The sequence below is a fragment of the Streptomyces sp. NPDC050534 genome, assembly GCF_044457745.1.
GTDB lineage: Bacteria > Actinomycetota > Actinomycetes > Streptomycetales > Streptomycetaceae > Streptomyces.
The window spans coordinates 14,892-29,218 of sequence record NZ_JBITHF010000017.1 but is presented as its reverse complement, the minus strand read 5'-3'; the positions used below and the strand labels follow the sequence as shown (position 1 = coordinate 29,218).

The 14,327-nt window shown below is 71.3% G+C and carries 15 protein-coding genes; 8 read left to right on the top strand and 7 right to left on the bottom strand.

The genetic code is table 11. The features are described from left to right. Window positions 1-2: 2 nt before the first annotated feature. Window positions 3-401, bottom strand: a complete 399-nt coding sequence (locus tag ACIBN2_RS40120; RefSeq protein ID WP_399142230.1) for a DUF3099 domain-containing protein — start codon at window positions 399-401, stop codon at window positions 3-5. A 246-nt stretch (window positions 402-647) separates the two neighbouring features. Here ACIBN2_RS40120 and ACIBN2_RS40115 point away from each other — a divergent pair, with 246 nt between their 5' ends. Continuing rightward, window positions 648-929 carry a GlsB/YeaQ/YmgE family stress response membrane protein gene (locus ACIBN2_RS40115; RefSeq protein ID WP_399142228.1) on the top strand — a complete coding sequence of 94 codons (282 nt, stop codon included), beginning with the start codon at window positions 648-650 and terminating at the stop codon, window positions 927-929. A gap of 55 nt (window positions 930-984) precedes the next feature. Here the strand turns inward: ACIBN2_RS40115 and tyrS are convergent, their stop codons facing one another. The 3 genes from tyrS to ACIBN2_RS40100 all read right to left on the bottom strand — a co-directional run bounded on the left by tyrS (window position 985) and on the right by ACIBN2_RS40100 (window position 5,396). Continuing rightward, window positions 985-2,253, bottom strand: a complete 1,269-nt coding sequence (gene tyrS / locus ACIBN2_RS40110) for a tyrosine--tRNA ligase (protein ID WP_399142226.1) — start codon at window positions 2,251-2,253, stop codon at window positions 985-987. Between the two features lie 56 nt (window positions 2,254-2,309). Continuing rightward, window positions 2,310-3,704: a metallopeptidase TldD-related protein gene (locus tag ACIBN2_RS40105; protein ID WP_399142223.1), complete on the bottom strand. Its 1,395-nt coding sequence runs from the start codon at window positions 3,702-3,704 to the stop codon at window positions 2,310-2,312. Between the two features lie 168 nt (window positions 3,705-3,872). After that, window positions 3,873-5,396 (bottom strand): TldD/PmbA family protein, encoded by a 1,524-nt coding sequence (locus tag ACIBN2_RS40100; RefSeq protein WP_399142221.1) that lies wholly within the window; start codon window positions 5,394-5,396, stop codon window positions 3,873-3,875. Window positions 5,397-5,650: 254 nt separating this feature from the next. Between ACIBN2_RS40100 and fabG the strand changes: the two genes are divergently transcribed. From fabG to ACIBN2_RS40085, 3 genes are all read left to right on the top strand, one after another. Beyond that, window positions 5,651-6,355 carry a 3-oxoacyl-[acyl-carrier-protein] reductase gene (gene fabG / locus ACIBN2_RS40095; RefSeq protein WP_399142219.1) on the top strand — a complete coding sequence of 235 codons (705 nt, stop codon included), beginning with the start codon at window positions 5,651-5,653 and terminating at the stop codon, window positions 6,353-6,355. Window positions 6,356-6,360: 5 nt separating this feature from the next. After that, complete coding sequence (gene fabI / locus ACIBN2_RS40090; RefSeq protein ID WP_399142217.1) at window positions 6,361-7,128, top strand: enoyl-ACP reductase FabI; 768 nt, start codon at window positions 6,361-6,363, stop codon at window positions 7,126-7,128. A 174-nt stretch (window positions 7,129-7,302) separates the two neighbouring features. Beyond that, window positions 7,303-7,650 (top strand): hypothetical protein, encoded by a 348-nt coding sequence (locus ACIBN2_RS40085; RefSeq protein WP_399142215.1) that lies wholly within the window; start codon window positions 7,303-7,305, stop codon window positions 7,648-7,650. On the opposite strand, the gene ACIBN2_RS40080 is transcribed toward ACIBN2_RS40085, so the two are convergent. Continuing rightward, on the bottom strand, window positions 7,631-8,320 hold the full coding sequence (locus ACIBN2_RS40080) for a FadR/GntR family transcriptional regulator (protein WP_399142213.1): 690 nt from the start codon (window positions 8,318-8,320) through the stop codon (window positions 7,631-7,633). The two genes, ACIBN2_RS40085 and ACIBN2_RS40080, sit on opposite strands and share 20 nt — an antisense overlap. 82 nt (window positions 8,321-8,402) lie before the next feature. On the opposite strand from ACIBN2_RS40080, the gene ACIBN2_RS40075 reads away from it, so the two are divergent. The 4 genes from ACIBN2_RS40075 to ACIBN2_RS40060 all read left to right on the top strand — a co-directional run bounded on the left by ACIBN2_RS40075 (window position 8,403) and on the right by ACIBN2_RS40060 (window position 10,875). Next, window positions 8,403-9,689, top strand: coding sequence for a CynX/NimT family MFS transporter (locus tag ACIBN2_RS40075; RefSeq protein WP_399142211.1), 1,287 nt, complete (start codon window positions 8,403-8,405; stop codon window positions 9,687-9,689). Window positions 9,690-9,762: 73 nt separating this feature from the next. Beyond that, on the top strand, window positions 9,763-9,879 hold the full coding sequence (locus ACIBN2_RS40070; protein WP_269787331.1) for an SGM_5486 family transporter-associated protein: 117 nt from the start codon (window positions 9,763-9,765) through the stop codon (window positions 9,877-9,879). Between the two features lie 205 nt (window positions 9,880-10,084). Further along, window positions 10,085-10,291: a hypothetical protein gene (locus ACIBN2_RS40065; RefSeq protein WP_399142209.1), complete on the top strand. Its 207-nt coding sequence runs from the start codon at window positions 10,085-10,087 to the stop codon at window positions 10,289-10,291. A gap of 65 nt (window positions 10,292-10,356) precedes the next feature. Beyond that, window positions 10,357-10,875, top strand: coding sequence for a SixA phosphatase family protein (locus ACIBN2_RS40060; RefSeq protein ID WP_399142207.1), 519 nt, complete (start codon window positions 10,357-10,359; stop codon window positions 10,873-10,875). 63 nt (window positions 10,876-10,938) lie between these two features. Here ACIBN2_RS40060 and serB read toward each other — a convergent pair whose 3' ends face one another. Beyond that, window positions 10,939-12,153 (bottom strand): phosphoserine phosphatase SerB, encoded by a 1,215-nt coding sequence (gene serB / locus ACIBN2_RS40055; RefSeq protein ID WP_399142205.1) that lies wholly within the window; start codon window positions 12,151-12,153, stop codon window positions 10,939-10,941. 315 nt (window positions 12,154-12,468) lie between these two features. Beyond that, a complete protein-coding gene (locus ACIBN2_RS40050) occupies window positions 12,469-14,307 on the bottom strand; it encodes a streptophobe family protein (RefSeq protein WP_399142203.1) in 1,839 nt (612 codons plus the stop codon). Between the last annotated feature and the right edge of the window lie 20 nt (window positions 14,308-14,327).

Genomic DNA, 14,327 nt, shown 5'->3' with positions numbered 1-14,327 from the left:
GATCACGTCCGGTCGTGCGGCTCGCCCCCCGCGCCCGGCGTCGGCTCGGGCACGACATCTTCTGGGACCGGTTCCGAGACACCGTCGTCCGCCCGCGGCGGCGTGATCATCCGACGCGTCGGGACACCGATGAACGACGACGGCAGTGACGGCGCGTTCTCCCGCCCCGCGTTCGCGATCACCACGGCGACGTAGGGGAGGACCAGCCCGAGGACCAACGCCACGACTGCGACGTACCGTTCGACGTTCCACAGTGTGGCCGCGAGGATCACCGCCACCGTACGGACGGACATCGAGATGACGTATCTGCGCTGACGTCCGCGTACGTCCTCGTCCAGGCTCGTGCGGGCGCCGGTGATCCGGAACACCTGGCCGTTGCCGTCGCCATGCTGCTTCCGCATCAGATTCCACCATCCGCCCGCATCGGACTCTCCCCGTCCCCCTGCCCGGTCCGTCCCCGGTCGAGAGACGACTCCCGGACTCGTCCCACGTTACGCCGCGCCTGCGCCGCCTACGAGACCGGGGCACGTCCCGCCTGGGCGGACGGTCTCAGCCGTAGCGCGTACGGTGGCCCCCGGCATGCGCCGTACGGTGCACGGGCCGACACTGGGCGTAGTGCTCACGTCGAGCCGTACGAGGAGGCAGCCATGGGCTGGTTGTGGGCGATCATCGTGGGATTCGTACTGGGTCTGATCGCCAAGGCGATCATCCCGGGCAAGCAGCACAGCCCCCTCTGGCTGACCACCATCTGCGGCATGCTGGGCGCGATCGTGGGCAACGCGATCGCCCGGGCCGTCGGCGTCGAATCGACCTCGGGCATCGACTGGAGCCGCCACGCTTTCCAGCTGGTGGCCGCGATCATCATCGTCTTCGTGGTCGACATGCTCTACATGGCGACGCTGGGCAAGCGCAAACAGCAACGCGCATGAGCACCACGAAGGGCGCGGGTCCGCGTCGGCACACGGTCCCGCACCCTCATGGGGCCTACGCCCCGGTCACCTCGACCGCGGCCAGGTTCTTCTTGCCCCGTCGCAGCACCAGCCACCGCCCGTGCAGCAGCTCCTCCTTGCCGGGGACCGCGTCCTCGGTGACGACCTTCACGTTGTTCACGTAGGCCCCGCCCTCCTTGACGGTCCGCCGCGCGGCCGACTTGCTGGCCACCAGCCCGACCTCGGCGAGCAGGTCGACGACCGGGCCGAGTTCGGTGACCTGGACGTTCGGCACCTCGGAGAGCGACGCGGCGAGCGTCTCCTCGTCCAGCTCCGCCAGCTCGCCCTGACCGAACAGCGCCTTCGACGCGGCGGTGACGGCGGCCGTCTGACCGGCGCCGTGCACCAGCGTCGTCAGCTCCTCCGCGAGTGCGCGCTGCGCGGCACGGGCCTGCGGACGCTCCTGCGTCTGCTGCTCCAGCTCCTCGATCTCCGTACGGGACCTGAAGCTGAAGATACGCAGGAACTTGGAGACGTCCCGGTCGTCCGCGTTCAGCCAGAACTGGTAGAAGGCGTACGGCGTGGTCATCTCGGGGTCGAGCCAGACCGTGCCGGACTCCGTCTTGCCGAACTTGGTGCCGTCGGCCTTGGTGATCAGCGGCGTGCCCAGCGCGTGCACCACCGCGTCGGGCTCGACCTTGTGGATCAGGTCGGTGCCCGAGGTGAGGTTGCCCCACTGGTCGCTGCCGCCGGTCTGCAGGGTGCAGCCGTACCGCCGGTACAGCTGCAGGAAGTCCATGCCCTGCAGGATCTGGTAGCTGAACTCCGTGTAGCTGATGCCCTCCTGGGACTCCAGGCGGCGGGCCACGGCCTCCTTCGCGATCATCTTGTTCACGCGGAAGTGCTTGCCGACGTCCCGCAGGAACTCGATGGCCGACAGGCCCTGCGTCCAGTCCAGGTTGTTCACCATGACCGCGGCGTTCGGGCCCTCGAAGTCCAGCAGCGGGGCGATCTGCCCCCGCAGCCGCTCGACCCACTGGGCGACGACCTCGGGGGCGTTGAGCGTGCGCTCGGAGTTGGGCTTGGGGTCACCGATCAGGCCGGTGGCGCCCCCGACCAGCCCCAGCGGCCGGTTGCCGGCCTGCTGGATGCGGCGCATCGTCAGGATCTGCACGAGGTTGCCGAGGTGCAGGCTGGGCGCGGTCGGGTCGAAGCCGCAATAGAACGTGACGGGACCGTCCGCGAACGCCTTGCGCAATGCGTCCTCGTCAGTGGAGAGGGCGATCAGCCCGCGCCACTTCAGTTCGTCGACGATGTCCGTCACGGTTCTCGTATCTCCTTGATGATCTTCGGGCAGTCACGCGACTACCGGCTACGAGGTTATACGCCCCGACTGACAGAGCTCATATTGAAGTCGGGCACCCGCAGCGCGGGCATCGCAGCCCTAGTGAACCAGTCGCTCCATTCCCTCGGCAGCGTCTTTTCCGTGCGCCCGGCCTCGGTCGCCCGCCCCAGCAGGTCGACCGGCGACTCGTTGAACCGGAAGTTGTTGACCTCCCCGGACACCTCACCGTTCTCGACGAGGTACACGCCGTCCCGGGTCAGACCGGTCAGCAGCAGCGTCGCCGGATCGACCTCGCGGATGTACCAGAGGCAGGTCAGCAGCAGGCCGCGCTCGGTGTTCGCGACCATCTCGTCCAGGGAGCGGTCCTCCCCGCCGGTCAGGATCAGGTTGTCGATCGCGGGAGCCACCGGCAGCCCCGTCAGGCCCGCGCTGTGCCGGCTCGTGGTGAGGTGCGTCAGCTCGCCCTCGCGCATCCAGTCGGTGGCCGTGAGCGGCAGGCCGTTGTCGAAGACGGACTGGTCACCGCCCGAGGAGTGCGCGAGGACGAACGGTGCCGACTCCAGACCCGGCTCGTTCGGGTCGCTGCGCAGGGTCAGCGGCAGCTCGCTCAGCCGGTCGCCCACGCGCGTGCCGCCACCCGGCCGGGAGAACACCGTGCGGCCCTCGGTCGCGTCCCGGCCCGACGCCGACCACAGCTGGTAGATCAGCAGGTCGGCGACGGCGGTCGGCGGCAGCAGCGTCTCGTACCGCCCGGCCGGCAGGTCGATGTGCCGCTCGGCCCAGCCCAGGCGCACCGCCAGTTCCGCGTCCAGCGCCGCGGGGTCGACGTCCTTGAAGTCCCGCGTGGAGCGGCCCGCCCACGCCGAACGGGTGCGGTCCGGCGACTTGGCGTTCAGCTCCAGCGTGCCGTTGGGCTGGTCGTGCCGCAGCCGCAGCCCCGTCGACGTCCCCACGTAGCTGGTCACCAGTTCGTGGTTGGCGAAGCCGTACAACTCGCGGCCGCCCGCACGCGCGCGTGCGAACGCCTCGCCGAGCGCCGGGGCGAAGTCGGCGAACACGGCGGAGGTGGTCTCGGCGGGCGCGTCGGTGAAGTCCGGCGACTGCGCCACGCCCGTCACCAGGGGCTGCGCGTCCTCGGCGGGCCCCGCCCCGCGTGCCGCGGCCTCGGCGGCCCGGACCAGGGGCTCCAGCTCGTCCGCGGTCACGGCCGAGCGGGAGACGACACCGGAGGCCGTGCCCTCCTTGCCGTCGACGGTCGCGACGACCGTGAGAGTACGCCCGCGGGTGACGCCGTTCGTGGTGAGCGTGTTGCCGGCCCAGCGCAGGTTGGCGGTGGACTGCTCGTCGGCGATGACGACGCAGCCGTCGGCGGTGGACAGCTCCAGGGCCCGCTCGACGACCTCGTGCGGCTTGCTGGTACGCGCGCTCATCGACCGGCCTCCTGCGTGGTGTTGAGACTGTGCTTTCCCGGGGAGTAACCCCCGGACCCCCAGCCGAGTCCTGCACTGACGCTCATCGACCGGCCTCCTGCGTGGTGTTGAGACTGTGCCTTCCCGGGGAGTAACCCCCGGACCCCCAGCCGAGTCCTGCACTGACGCTCATCGACCGGCCTCCTGCGTGGTGTTGAGGATGTTGACGCCCTTGAAGAGCGCTGCGGGGCAGCCGTGCGAGACGGCGGCGACCTGGCCCGGCTGGGCCTTGCCGCAGTTGAAGGCGCCGCCGAGGACATAGGTCTGCGGGCCGCCCACCGCGGCCATCGAGCCCCAGAAGTCGGTGGTCGTCGCCTGGTACGCGACGTCCCGCAGCTGCCCGGTGATCCGCCCGTTCTCGATCCGGAAGAACCGCTGGCCGGTGAACTGGAAGTTGTAGCGCTGCATGTCGATGGACCAGGAGCGGTCCCCGACGACGTAGATGCCGCGGTCGACCCCGCCGATCAGGTCCTCGGTGGACAGCCCGGCCGGATCCGGCCGGAGCGACACGTTGGCCATGCGCTGCACGGGCACGTGCCCGGGGGAGTCCGCGAAGGCGCAGCCGTTGGAGCGCTCGAAGCCGGTCAGCTTCGCGATGCGCCGGTCCAGCTGGTAGCCGACCAGCGTGCCGTCCTTCACCAGGTCCCAGGACTGGCCCGCGACGCCCTCGTCGTCGTAGCCGACCGTGGCGAGGCCGTGCTCGGCGGTGCGGTCGCCCGTGACGTTCATCAGTTCCGAGCCGTACCGCAGCTTGCCGAGCTGGTCGAAGGTGGCGAAGGAGGTGCCGGCGTAGGCGGCCTCGTAACCGAGCGCGCGGTCCAGCTCGGTGGCGTGCCCGATGGACTCGTGGATGGTCAGCCACAGGTTGGACGGGTCGACGACCAGGTCGTAGAGGCCCGACTCGACACTGGGCGCCCGCATCTTCTCGGCGAGCAGCTCCGGGATCTGCTCCAGCTCGCTCTCCCAGTCCCAGCCGGTGCCGGTGAGGTACTCCCAGCCGCGCCCGACCGGCGGTGCGATCGTCCGCATCGAGTCGAACTCGCCGCTCGACTCGTCGACCGAGACGGCCGTCAGCGACGGGTGCAGCCGCACGCGCTGCTGCGTCGTCACGGTCCCGGCGGTGTCGGCGTAGAACTTGTTCTCGTGCACGGTGAGCAGTGAGGCGTCGACGTGATCCACGCCGTTCGCCGCCAGCAGCCGCGCGCTCCAGTCCGCCAGCAGCGCCGACTTCTCCTCGTCGGGCACGGTGAACGGATCGATCTGGTACGACGAGATCCAGGTCCGGTCGGCGTGCACGGGCTCGTCGGCGAGCTCCACCCGTTCGTCGGAGCCGGCCGCCCTGATCACCTGGGCGGAGAGCTTCGCCATCGCCACCGCCTGCGAGGCGACCCTGGCGGCGGCGTCGAGGCTCAGGTCCACGCCCGACGCGAAGCCCCACGTGCCGCCGTGCACGACCCGCACCGCGTACCCGAGGTCGGTGGTGTCCGACGAACCGGCGGGCTTGGCGTCCCGGAACCGCCAGGACGCGTTGCGCACCCGCTCGAACCGGAAGTCCGCGTGCTCGGCGCCCAGCGCACGCGCGCGTGCAAGCGCCGCGTCCGCGAGAGCGCGTAGAGGAAGTGCCGTGAAGGCTTCGTCGATGGAATGAGGCACCGAGGTCTCTCCTTGCTGTCGTGACCCGTCGTGGCCTGTGGTTGATCCGATCATGTCGTGAGAGCAGCCCGGTGGACCACAGGTTTCGGTCCGGTACGGCGAACTTTCTGTAGGGACCCGACAGCGAGTCCCGTTAGCCACTGTCGGTGCCCGATTGTCCGCCGGACGTCCCGGACCGATAGGTTTTCGGGGAAGCCGCCTGTCATCCAGGTGTTCGGGCGGAGGCATCAGACCGCTATCGAAAGGGTGATCCGTTGAGCCGCTCGGTTCTCGTCACCGGAGGCAACCGGGGCATCGGCCTCGCCATCGCCCGCGCATTCGCCGACGCCGGCGACAAGGTCGCCATCACATACCGCTCGGGAGAGCCGCCGGCCGGCTTCCTCGCGGTCAAGTGCGACATCACCGACACCGAGCAGGTGGAGCAGGCCTACAAGGAGATCGAGGCCGAGCACGGCCCGGTCGAGGTCCTGATCGCCAACGCGGGCATCACCAAGGACCAGCTCCTGATGCGTATGTCCGAGGAGGACTTCACGTCTGTCCTCGACACCAACCTCACCGGCACCTTCCGCGTGGTCAAGCGCGCCAACCGCGGCATGCTGCGCGCCAAGAAGGGCCGCGTCGTCCTCATCTCGTCGGTCGTCGGGCTGTTCGGCGGCCCCGGGCAGGCCAACTACGCCGCGTCCAAGGCCGGTCTCGTCGGGTTCGCGCGCTCCCTCGCCCGTGAGCTGGGCTCGCGCAACATCACCTTCAACGTCGTCGCGCCGGGCTTCGTCGACACCGACATGACCAAGGTGCTCACCGACGAGCAGCGCGCCAACATCGTGTCGCAGGTGCCGCTCGGCCGGTACGCGCAGCCCGAGGAGGTGGCCGCGACGGTGCGGTTCCTCGCCTCCGACGACGCCTCGTACATCACTGGAGCCGTCATTCCCGTTGACGGCGGACTGGGAATGGGTCACTGATCACCATGAGCGGAATCCTCGAGGGCAAGCGCGTCCTGATCACCGGTGTGCTGATGGAGTCCTCCATCGCCTTCCACGCCGCCAAGCTGGCCCAGGAGCAGGGCGCCGAGATCATCCTGACCGCGTTCCCGCGGCCCACCCTGACCGAGCGCATCGCCAGGAAGCTTCCCAAGCCCACCAAGGTTGTCGAGCTCGACGTCACCAACGACGAGCACCTCGGCCGGCTGGCCGACATCGTGGGCGAGGAGCTCGGCGGCCTGGACGGCGTCGTGCACTCCATCGGCTTCGCGCCGCAGGACGCGCTCGGCGGCAACTTCCTGAACACGCCGTTCGAGTCGGTCGCCACGGCCATGCACGTCTCGGCGTACTCCCTGAAGTCGCTCACCATGGCCTGCCTGCCGCTGATGCAGAACGGCGGCTCGGTCGTCGGCCTCACCTTCGACGCCCAGTACGCCTGGCCGCAGTACGACTGGATGGGCCCGGCCAAGGCCGCCCTGGAGGCCACCAGCCGCTACCTCGCCCGTGACCTGGGCAAGCAGAACATCCGCTGCAACCTCATCTCGGCGGGCCCGATCGGCTCGATGGCCGCCAAGTCCATCCCGGGCTTCAGCGACCTGGCCGCGGTCTGGGACAGTCGCTCCCCGCTGGAGTGGGACCTCAAGGACCCCGAGCCGGCCGGCAAGGGCATCGTCGCGCTGCTGAGCGACTGGTTCCCGAAGACCACGGGCGAGATCGTCCACGTGGACGGCGGTCTGCACGCCATCGGCGCCTGATCCCGGACACTGCCGTACGACGGCCTTCGAGGGCGCGCATCCCGCGGGATGCGCGCCCTCGGCGTATCACCCGTTCGGCCTATCCGGCCGGGCGGAGGCGGGCCCCAACTGGGCACTCTGGATTACGTGTTCAGCACGTGATTCCCTCCCCAGTACGGCCGAGGAGGTCCCCTTGTGCGCCTGTTCCGCAGCCTGGCCTCAGCGACCGTAGCCGTAACCCTCGTGATGTTCCTGCCGTACGAGGCGGTGCCCAACGCGCGCGTGGAGCCCGGGAAGCCGCCCTCCCCGCAGCTCTTCGGCGCGGAGTGCCGCACCAGGATCACCGGCTCGCACGTGACCGCGTACTGCCACAACCCCTATCCGCAGACCGACGCCGTCAGCCTGCACGTCGAGTGCGCACGGTGGTGGGACCTCGACACCGACGGCACCCCGGTCGACACCGGGCCGGCGATGACCGTACGGCTCACCGGCCGGTGCTGGGAGGAGGTCCGCTCGGTGTGGATCAGCCACCAGAAGCGGTGAACCGCCCGGGCCGGCACAGGAACGGATAGCTGGCCGCCGCCACGCCCGCCGCCTCGGCGTCGCCCGCGCGGATCGCGTCGACCAGACGCGTGTGCTCCATGTACGTCTCCGGCGTCAGGGCCTCGCCGACGTCCTCGCGCAGCCAGTCCCGCAGCACCTCGCCGAGGTCCGCGTACATCGCGGTCATCACGTCGTTGTGGGACGCCGCCACGACCGCCAGGTGGAAGGTCGCGTCCGCCGTGACGAACGCCTCCGTGTCGCCCGACTCCCAGGCCTCCTCGCGCCGCAGCAGCAGCGCGTCGAGCTGCTTGAGGTCCTTCTCCGTGCGCCGCTCGGCGGCCAGCCTGGCGGCGGCGGACTCCAGCGTGGAACGCAGTTCGGCGATGTGCCGCGGGTCCGCCTCGGCGAAGCGGCGGTGCATCACGCCCGCCAGCTCACTGGTCGCCACGACGTACGTGCCCGAGCCCTGGCGGATGTCCAGCAGGCCGTTGTGCGCGAGCGCGCGGACGGCCTCGCGGACGGTGTTCCGGGCGACGCCGAGCTGCTCGACCAGCTCCGGCTCGGTGGGGATGCGCGAGCCGACCGGCCACTCGCCCGAGGTGATCTGGTGCCGCAGCGCGGCGATGACCTGCTCGGAAAGCGCCGAGCGACGGGGGTGGCTCAAGGGCATGGCACACCTTCGCACGGGGGTACCCGGAACGGACGGACCGGGGATGGACAACCAATCATCCCATGATTCTATGATGGGCGACATGGCAAGCGAGGAATCCAGGACGGTCACGTCCCAGCAGATACGCACCCCCGAGGCGCCGACGACCCCAGGGCCCGCCACGCGCGCGTGGACGACGCGCCTGCTCATGGTCGGCATCGTCCTCACCGCCCTGAACCTCCGCCCCGCCATCACCAGCCTGGGCGCGCTCCTGGAGGAGGTCCGCGACGGGCTCGGCATGAGCGGCAGCGTGGCCGGCCTGCTCACCTCCGTGCCCCCGCTCTGCTTCGCCGTCTTCGGCGTCGCGGCCCCGCGGCTGGCGCGCCGCTTCGGGCCGGCCGCGGTGGTCTGCGTGGGCATGGTCGCGATCGGCGCGGGCCTGCTGGTGCGGCCGTACACGCACAGCACGGCCGGGTTCCTGGCCGCCAGCGCGCTCACCCTGATGGGCATCGCGGTCAGCAACGTCCTGATGCCGGTCATCGTCAAGCGCTGGTTCCCGGACCGGGTCGGCTCCATGACCGGCCTCTACTCGATGGCCCTCGCCCTGGGCACCGCGGCCGCGGCGGCCGTGACCGTGCCCATGACCGAGGCCCTGGGCGGCAGTTGGCAGTCCGGCCTCGCGATCTGGTCGGTCCTCGCGGTGGTGGCCGTACTGCCGTGGATCCCCTTCGTACGGCAGCGGGGCGCCGGGTCCGCCGGGACGGCGGCCGCGCCGCGGGAGCACGCGCGCGTGGAGGCGCCCACGCTGCGGATCACCCGCAGCCGCACCGCCTGGGCGCTCGCCGTCTACTTCGGGCTCCAGGCCACCGGCGCCTACATCACGATGGGCTGGATGGCACAGATCTTCCGGGACGCGGGCGTGCACGCCGGCACGGCGGGACTGCTGCTGGCCGTCACCATGGTGATGGGCGTGCCGCTGGCCTTCGTCATCCCGCGCCTGGCCACCCGGCTGCCCCACCAGGGGCCGATCGTGCTCGCGCTGGGCGCCTGCGGCCTCGTCGGCTACGCCGGCCTGTACCTCGCCCCCGTGGCCGGCTCCTGGGCGTGGGCCGTGCTGCTCGGCATCTCCAACTGCTCGTTCCCGCTGGCCCTCACGATGGTCGGCATGCGGGCCAGGACCAGCGCGGGCGTGGCCCAGCTGTCCGGCTTCGCGCAGAGCACCGGCTATCTGCTGTCCATCCCCGGCCCGCTCCTGGTGGGCGTGCTGTACCAGCACAGCGGCGGCTGGAGCCTGCCGATCGCCCTGATGACCGCCCTGCTGATCCCGCAGATGGTGGTCGGCGTCCTGGCGGGGCGCAACCGCACGGTGGAGGACGAGGCGGCCCGCTGAGCACCGGCCGTGCGGCGGTGCGGCCCCTCACCCCGGCCGCACGGCCGCGGGCGCGGAGTGCGAGACTTGCCGCATGCCAGTGCTCGATCCGAACCCGCAGAACGGCCAGAAGAAGATGCTGCTCGTCTTCGGCTCGTTCCTCGCCATCTTCGTGATCATCGCCATCATCGCGACGATCGCCTCGCCGTGACCACCGATGCCTCGCAGTGACCACCGACGCCGCGCCGCGAGGCCGTGACGCCCGATGGTGGGGCTAGCCCCACCATCCCCTAGGGGGCGGGTGTCAGGGTCAAGTGGGTGGGTCTCCGGATGGGTTGGGGCCCGCCGGATCCGTACCTTCGAACTGTGACCGCGAGAAGCGGACCACGGACCACTCGAAGACAGCGGAGGTAGCCATGTCGGCCCGCACGCACACCCTGCCCCGCCCGGCGACCAAGGGTGGCGTCGACATCCGGCTGCCCTGGTGGGCCCTCGCCCTGCCGGCGCTCGCCTTCGTCGTGCTCCTGGCGCTGATGCTGAACCCGACCGACGCGCAGGCCGCGTCGGGCGACCCGGCGATCACCCACCTCTTCGAGCGCCTGCAGCAGCTGATGGCGCACTGAGTGCCGTTCCGGCCCCCGGCCAACTACCTGCGCCCATTGGCCTGTTTCATGCGAAGCTGGATTCCATGAGCGTCGCTGAACCCCGCAGGATCGTCCTCTTCCGGCATGCGAAAGCCGACTGGCCGCAGGTGACCGACCATGAGCGCCCCCTCGCCGAGCGGGGGCGGACGGACGCCGCAGTCGCCGGACGCAAGCTGGCCGACACCGGCATCCCCTTCGACCTGGCCCTGTGCTCCACCTCGGTCCGGACCCGCGAGACCTGGAAGCTCGCGGTCCACGAGTTCCCGCAGCGGCCGAAAACCATCTACGAGGAGCGGATCTACGAGGCCTCGCCCGGCGAGCTGATCGCGCTGCTCAACGAAACCCCGGACGACGCGCAGAACGCCGTACTGATCGGCCACAACCCGGGCGTGCAGGGCCTCACCGACATCCTGGCCGGCTCGGCCGAGGGTGACGCCCGCGAGCGGATGGAGCGCCGCGGCTTCCCGGCCGCCGCCTTCGCCGTCCTGTCCTTCGAGGGCTCCTGGAAGACCCTGGAGCCGTCCGTGGCCACGCTGCTCGACTACTGGGCGCCGTCCGAGTAGCCGGCACGACGAGCGAGGGGCCCGGCACCATCGGTGCCGGGCCCCTCGACGTACGCGAAAGGTCTACTCCTCGTCGTGCGTGTCCGCCGCCTCGACCTCTTCGCGGGTCACGCCCAGCAGGTACAGGACGGTGTCCAGGAAGGGCACGTTCACCGCGGTGTGCGCGGCCTCGCGGACGACCGGCTTGGCGTTGAAGGCGACGCCGAGACCGGCCGCGTTGAGCATGTCCAGGTCGTTGGCGCCGTCGCCGATCGCCACGGTCTGGGCCAGCGGCACGCCCGCGGCGGCGGCGAACCGGCGCAGCAGCCGCGCCTTGCCCGCGCGGTCGACGATCTCGCCGGTGACCTTGCCGGTGAGCCGCCCGTCGACGATCTCCAGGGTGTTGGCCTGGGCGAAGTCCAGTCCGAGCCGCTCCTTGAGATCGTCGGTGACCTGGGTGAACCCGCCGGATACGACGCCCACTTGGTACCCGAGCCGCTTCAGCGTCCGGATCAGGGTGCGGGCACCGGGTGTCAGCCGCACCTCGCTGCGAACCTTGTCCACCACGGAGGCGTCGAGCCCCTCCAGGAGCGCCACGCGCGCGTGCAGCGACTGCTCGAAGTCCAGCTCGCCGCGCATCGCGGCCGCGGTGACCTCGGCGACCTTGTCCTCGCAGCCCGCGTGCGCGGCGAAGAGCTCGATCACCTCGTCCTGGATGAGCGTCGAGTCGACGTCCATGACCACCAGCCGCTGGGCCCGCCGGTGCAGCCCCGCCGCGACGACCGCCACGTCGACACCGAGTGCCGCGGCGTCCGTCACCAGGGCGGTGCGCAGCGGCTCGGTCTCCACGCCGGACACCGCGAACTCGACCGCCGTCACGGGGTACTTGGCGAGACGGAAGATACGGTCGATGTTGCCGCCGGCCTTGGCGATCTTGGCGGCGATCCGGGCCGTCGCCTCCGAGGTGAGCGGATGGCCGAGGACGGTGACCAGCGAGCGCCCGAGACCGCGTGGCCGGTTGTCGCCGTGGCCGGAGATGATCTCCGCCTGCATCCTCATCGACTCGGCCCAGCTGTGCACCGTCGCGCGCAGGTCGCCCTCGAGTCCGGGCGGCGGCGGGGTCACGAGCGCGCACAGCACCATTCGGCCACGGGTGACGACCTGCTCGATGTCGACCACGTCGACGGAGTAGGCGGCGAGGGTGTCGAAGAGGCCGGCCGTGATGCCGGGCCGGTCCTTGCCGAAGATCTTGACAAGGAGTGTGGGAACGTCGGAGGTCGAGGTCTGCTCAGCGCTCATGGTGGCTCCACCGTATCCGGCACCCAGTGCCTACCGCTGCCGCGGTCCGTCTGGCGGACACGGAACAGTGGGTGTCGAGTGGATGACGACGGATTGAACGGTCAACCACGGCTGCACCGAGAGCCCACGGCCGCAGCAGAAGCTTCGCAGACATCACAGGGGCAGGCCATACCGGCCGGCCCCCTCGGCTCATGGGCGCCCCGCGGCTCCCCGGGCGCTCACGGACCCCCGCGGGCTCTCAGGGACGTCCCGGGCGCTTCACGGACGTCCCGGGCTCCCACGGACGTCCCGGGCTCCCACGGACGTCCCGGGCGCTCACGGACGTCCCTTCGGCGGCCCCGGAGGCGGAGGCGGCGGAGGCGGCCCGTCGTCCCGCGACGTCCGTGGCCGCTCACCGGGCCGGGGCGGGCGGCGCGGGGGCCGCGGAGGCGGGTCCCCGGCCTGCCAGGCGACCGTGGGAGCGCCGTACATGCCGCCGTCGCCGCTCTCGCCGCCCTGGGCCGGCGGCGGCGTGCCGGGACCCTGCGCGTCGCCGGACGGCGGCCTCGCGTCCTCCGGCTCGCGGAGTTCGTCCGGCAGCTGCAGATAGGGGTTGGTGGCGGGGTTCGGCGCCCGGTACGGCGTGCCGGGCGTGTACGGCCCCGAGGCACCCCCGCGCCTGCCCGGCTCACCGGCGGGCACCCCGGCCTCGCGCACGTACTGCGGATGCGCGGCGCCCTCGGCCGGCGCCCCCTCGGCGGCGGCCCTCAGCGCGAGCGGCGCCGCACGCCGCCCCGCCGACCCCGTCGACCAGGCCAGCAGCGCCCCGACGGCCCCCGCCCCCGCACCCCACAGGGCGCCGAGGAGCAGCGCCAGGCCGAGATGGCCGTGCAGCTGGATCCCGGCGCCGAACGCGTCGAAGCCCAGCACCGACAGCGAGGCGTTGACCGACACCTCCGTCAGCCAGGCGAGCAGCGGCAGCGTCAGCGCCGTGACGATCCCGAGCCGCACCGCGCAGCGCCCCGCGAACCCGAGAGCGCCCGGCCCCCGCACGCCGTCGACGCCGACCGGCGTGCGCACCGCCGTCAGCACCCCGGCCAGCAGCATCATCACGGCGGCCGCCACGGCCAGCAGCCACACCCGGCCGTCCAGGTCGGCCAGCCGTCCCAGCGTCACCGACCGGTCGGTCTTCGCGGTGAGCAGGTCGTCCAGCGGATTCGGCAGCAGCTTGGCCAGTTCACCCGTCGCCTTGCCGTCGTAGGGCACGAAGAGACCGATCGGGATGGCCAGCCAGGTGCCGTTGGGCGCACCCAGCAGCGCGGCGCCGAAGATCCGCTTGGGGTGGTTGTCGCCGATCGCCGCGTAGACCGCCGCCGCGAGGCCCGCCACCACCGACATCACCATCACCATCACGATCGCCGACACCGCCGGCCGTACGACCCGGTGCACGGCCTCCCAGCCGCGTGGCAGGGGAGTGCGGCGCGAGGCGAGCAGGGCGATCAGCAGGACGCCGGCGGACCAGCCGAGGCCGCCGAGCAGCGTGGCGGCGGTGTCGACCGTGAAGCCGACCGCCGCCTTCGCGTGGATGAGGTTGCCGATCTTGTCGGGCAGCAGGCCGCCGATGTCCCCGATGTCGCCGAGACCGGGGATGTTGACGCCGCCGCCCCCGCCTCCGCCGCCCGGCAGCTTGTCGAGGCCCAGCGAGCCGCCGTCGATCGTGATGACATCGTGTCCTGCCCAGGCGAGCCCGCCCAGCGTCGCCACGAACAGGGCGACCACCGCGCCCGCCCGCGCGAGGAGTTCGGCTGGTTCGACGACAACTCCCGCTGTACGCAGGGACCTCAGGAAGAACCAGGACAACAGCAACGCTCCGACCAGACTCACACCCAACGGCGTGATCGTGACGGCCGTGTGTGCCTCCGCGCCCTTCAGTCCGAATGCGGACACATCGCCGGACGGCGTGACCGAGCCGCCCGCGCCCAGTGCCACGACCGCCGCGGTCATCGGCCCGAGCGAGGCCGACGCGTCCGCCCCCAGCAGGTGCAGGCCGAGCGCGGCCGTGCCCGCCATTCCTATCAACGCCCAGCTCACGGAGGCGATCGCGGACAGCGCGACGTCTCCCCACGGCACCCCTTCGCCGCTCCGTACGGACTCGACACTCGACGACACGCTCATGGCAGACCCCCCGATCCGCG

Coding starts and splice junctions, on each gene's coding strand:
- ACIBN2_RS40120 (WP_399142230.1), bottom strand. CDS start 401: ATGCGGAAGCAGCATGGCGACGGCAACGGCCAGGTGTTCCGGATCACC.
- ACIBN2_RS40115 (WP_399142228.1), top strand. CDS start 648: ATGGGCTGGTTGTGGGCGATCATCGTGGGATTCGTACTGGGTCTGATC.
- ACIBN2_RS40105 (WP_399142223.1), bottom strand. CDS start 3,704: ATGAGCGCGCGTACCAGCAAGCCGCACGAGGTCGTCGAGCGGGCCCTG.
- fabI (WP_399142217.1), top strand. CDS start 6,361: ATGAGCGGAATCCTCGAGGGCAAGCGCGTCCTGATCACCGGTGTGCTG.
- ACIBN2_RS40080 (WP_399142213.1), bottom strand. CDS start 8,320: ATGCCCTTGAGCCACCCCCGTCGCTCGGCGCTTTCCGAGCAGGTCATC.
- ACIBN2_RS40075 (WP_399142211.1), top strand. CDS start 8,403: ATGGCAAGCGAGGAATCCAGGACGGTCACGTCCCAGCAGATACGCACC.
- ACIBN2_RS40070 (WP_269787331.1), top strand. CDS start 9,763: ATGCCAGTGCTCGATCCGAACCCGCAGAACGGCCAGAAGAAGATGCTG.
- ACIBN2_RS40065 (WP_399142209.1), top strand. CDS start 10,085: ATGTCGGCCCGCACGCACACCCTGCCCCGCCCGGCGACCAAGGGTGGC.
- ACIBN2_RS40060 (WP_399142207.1), top strand. CDS start 10,357: ATGAGCGTCGCTGAACCCCGCAGGATCGTCCTCTTCCGGCATGCGAAA.
- serB (WP_399142205.1), bottom strand. CDS start 12,153: ATGAGCGCTGAGCAGACCTCGACCTCCGACGTTCCCACACTCCTTGTC.
- ACIBN2_RS40050 (WP_399142203.1), bottom strand. CDS start 14,307: ATGAGCGTGTCGTCGAGTGTCGAGTCCGTACGGAGCGGCGAAGGGGTG.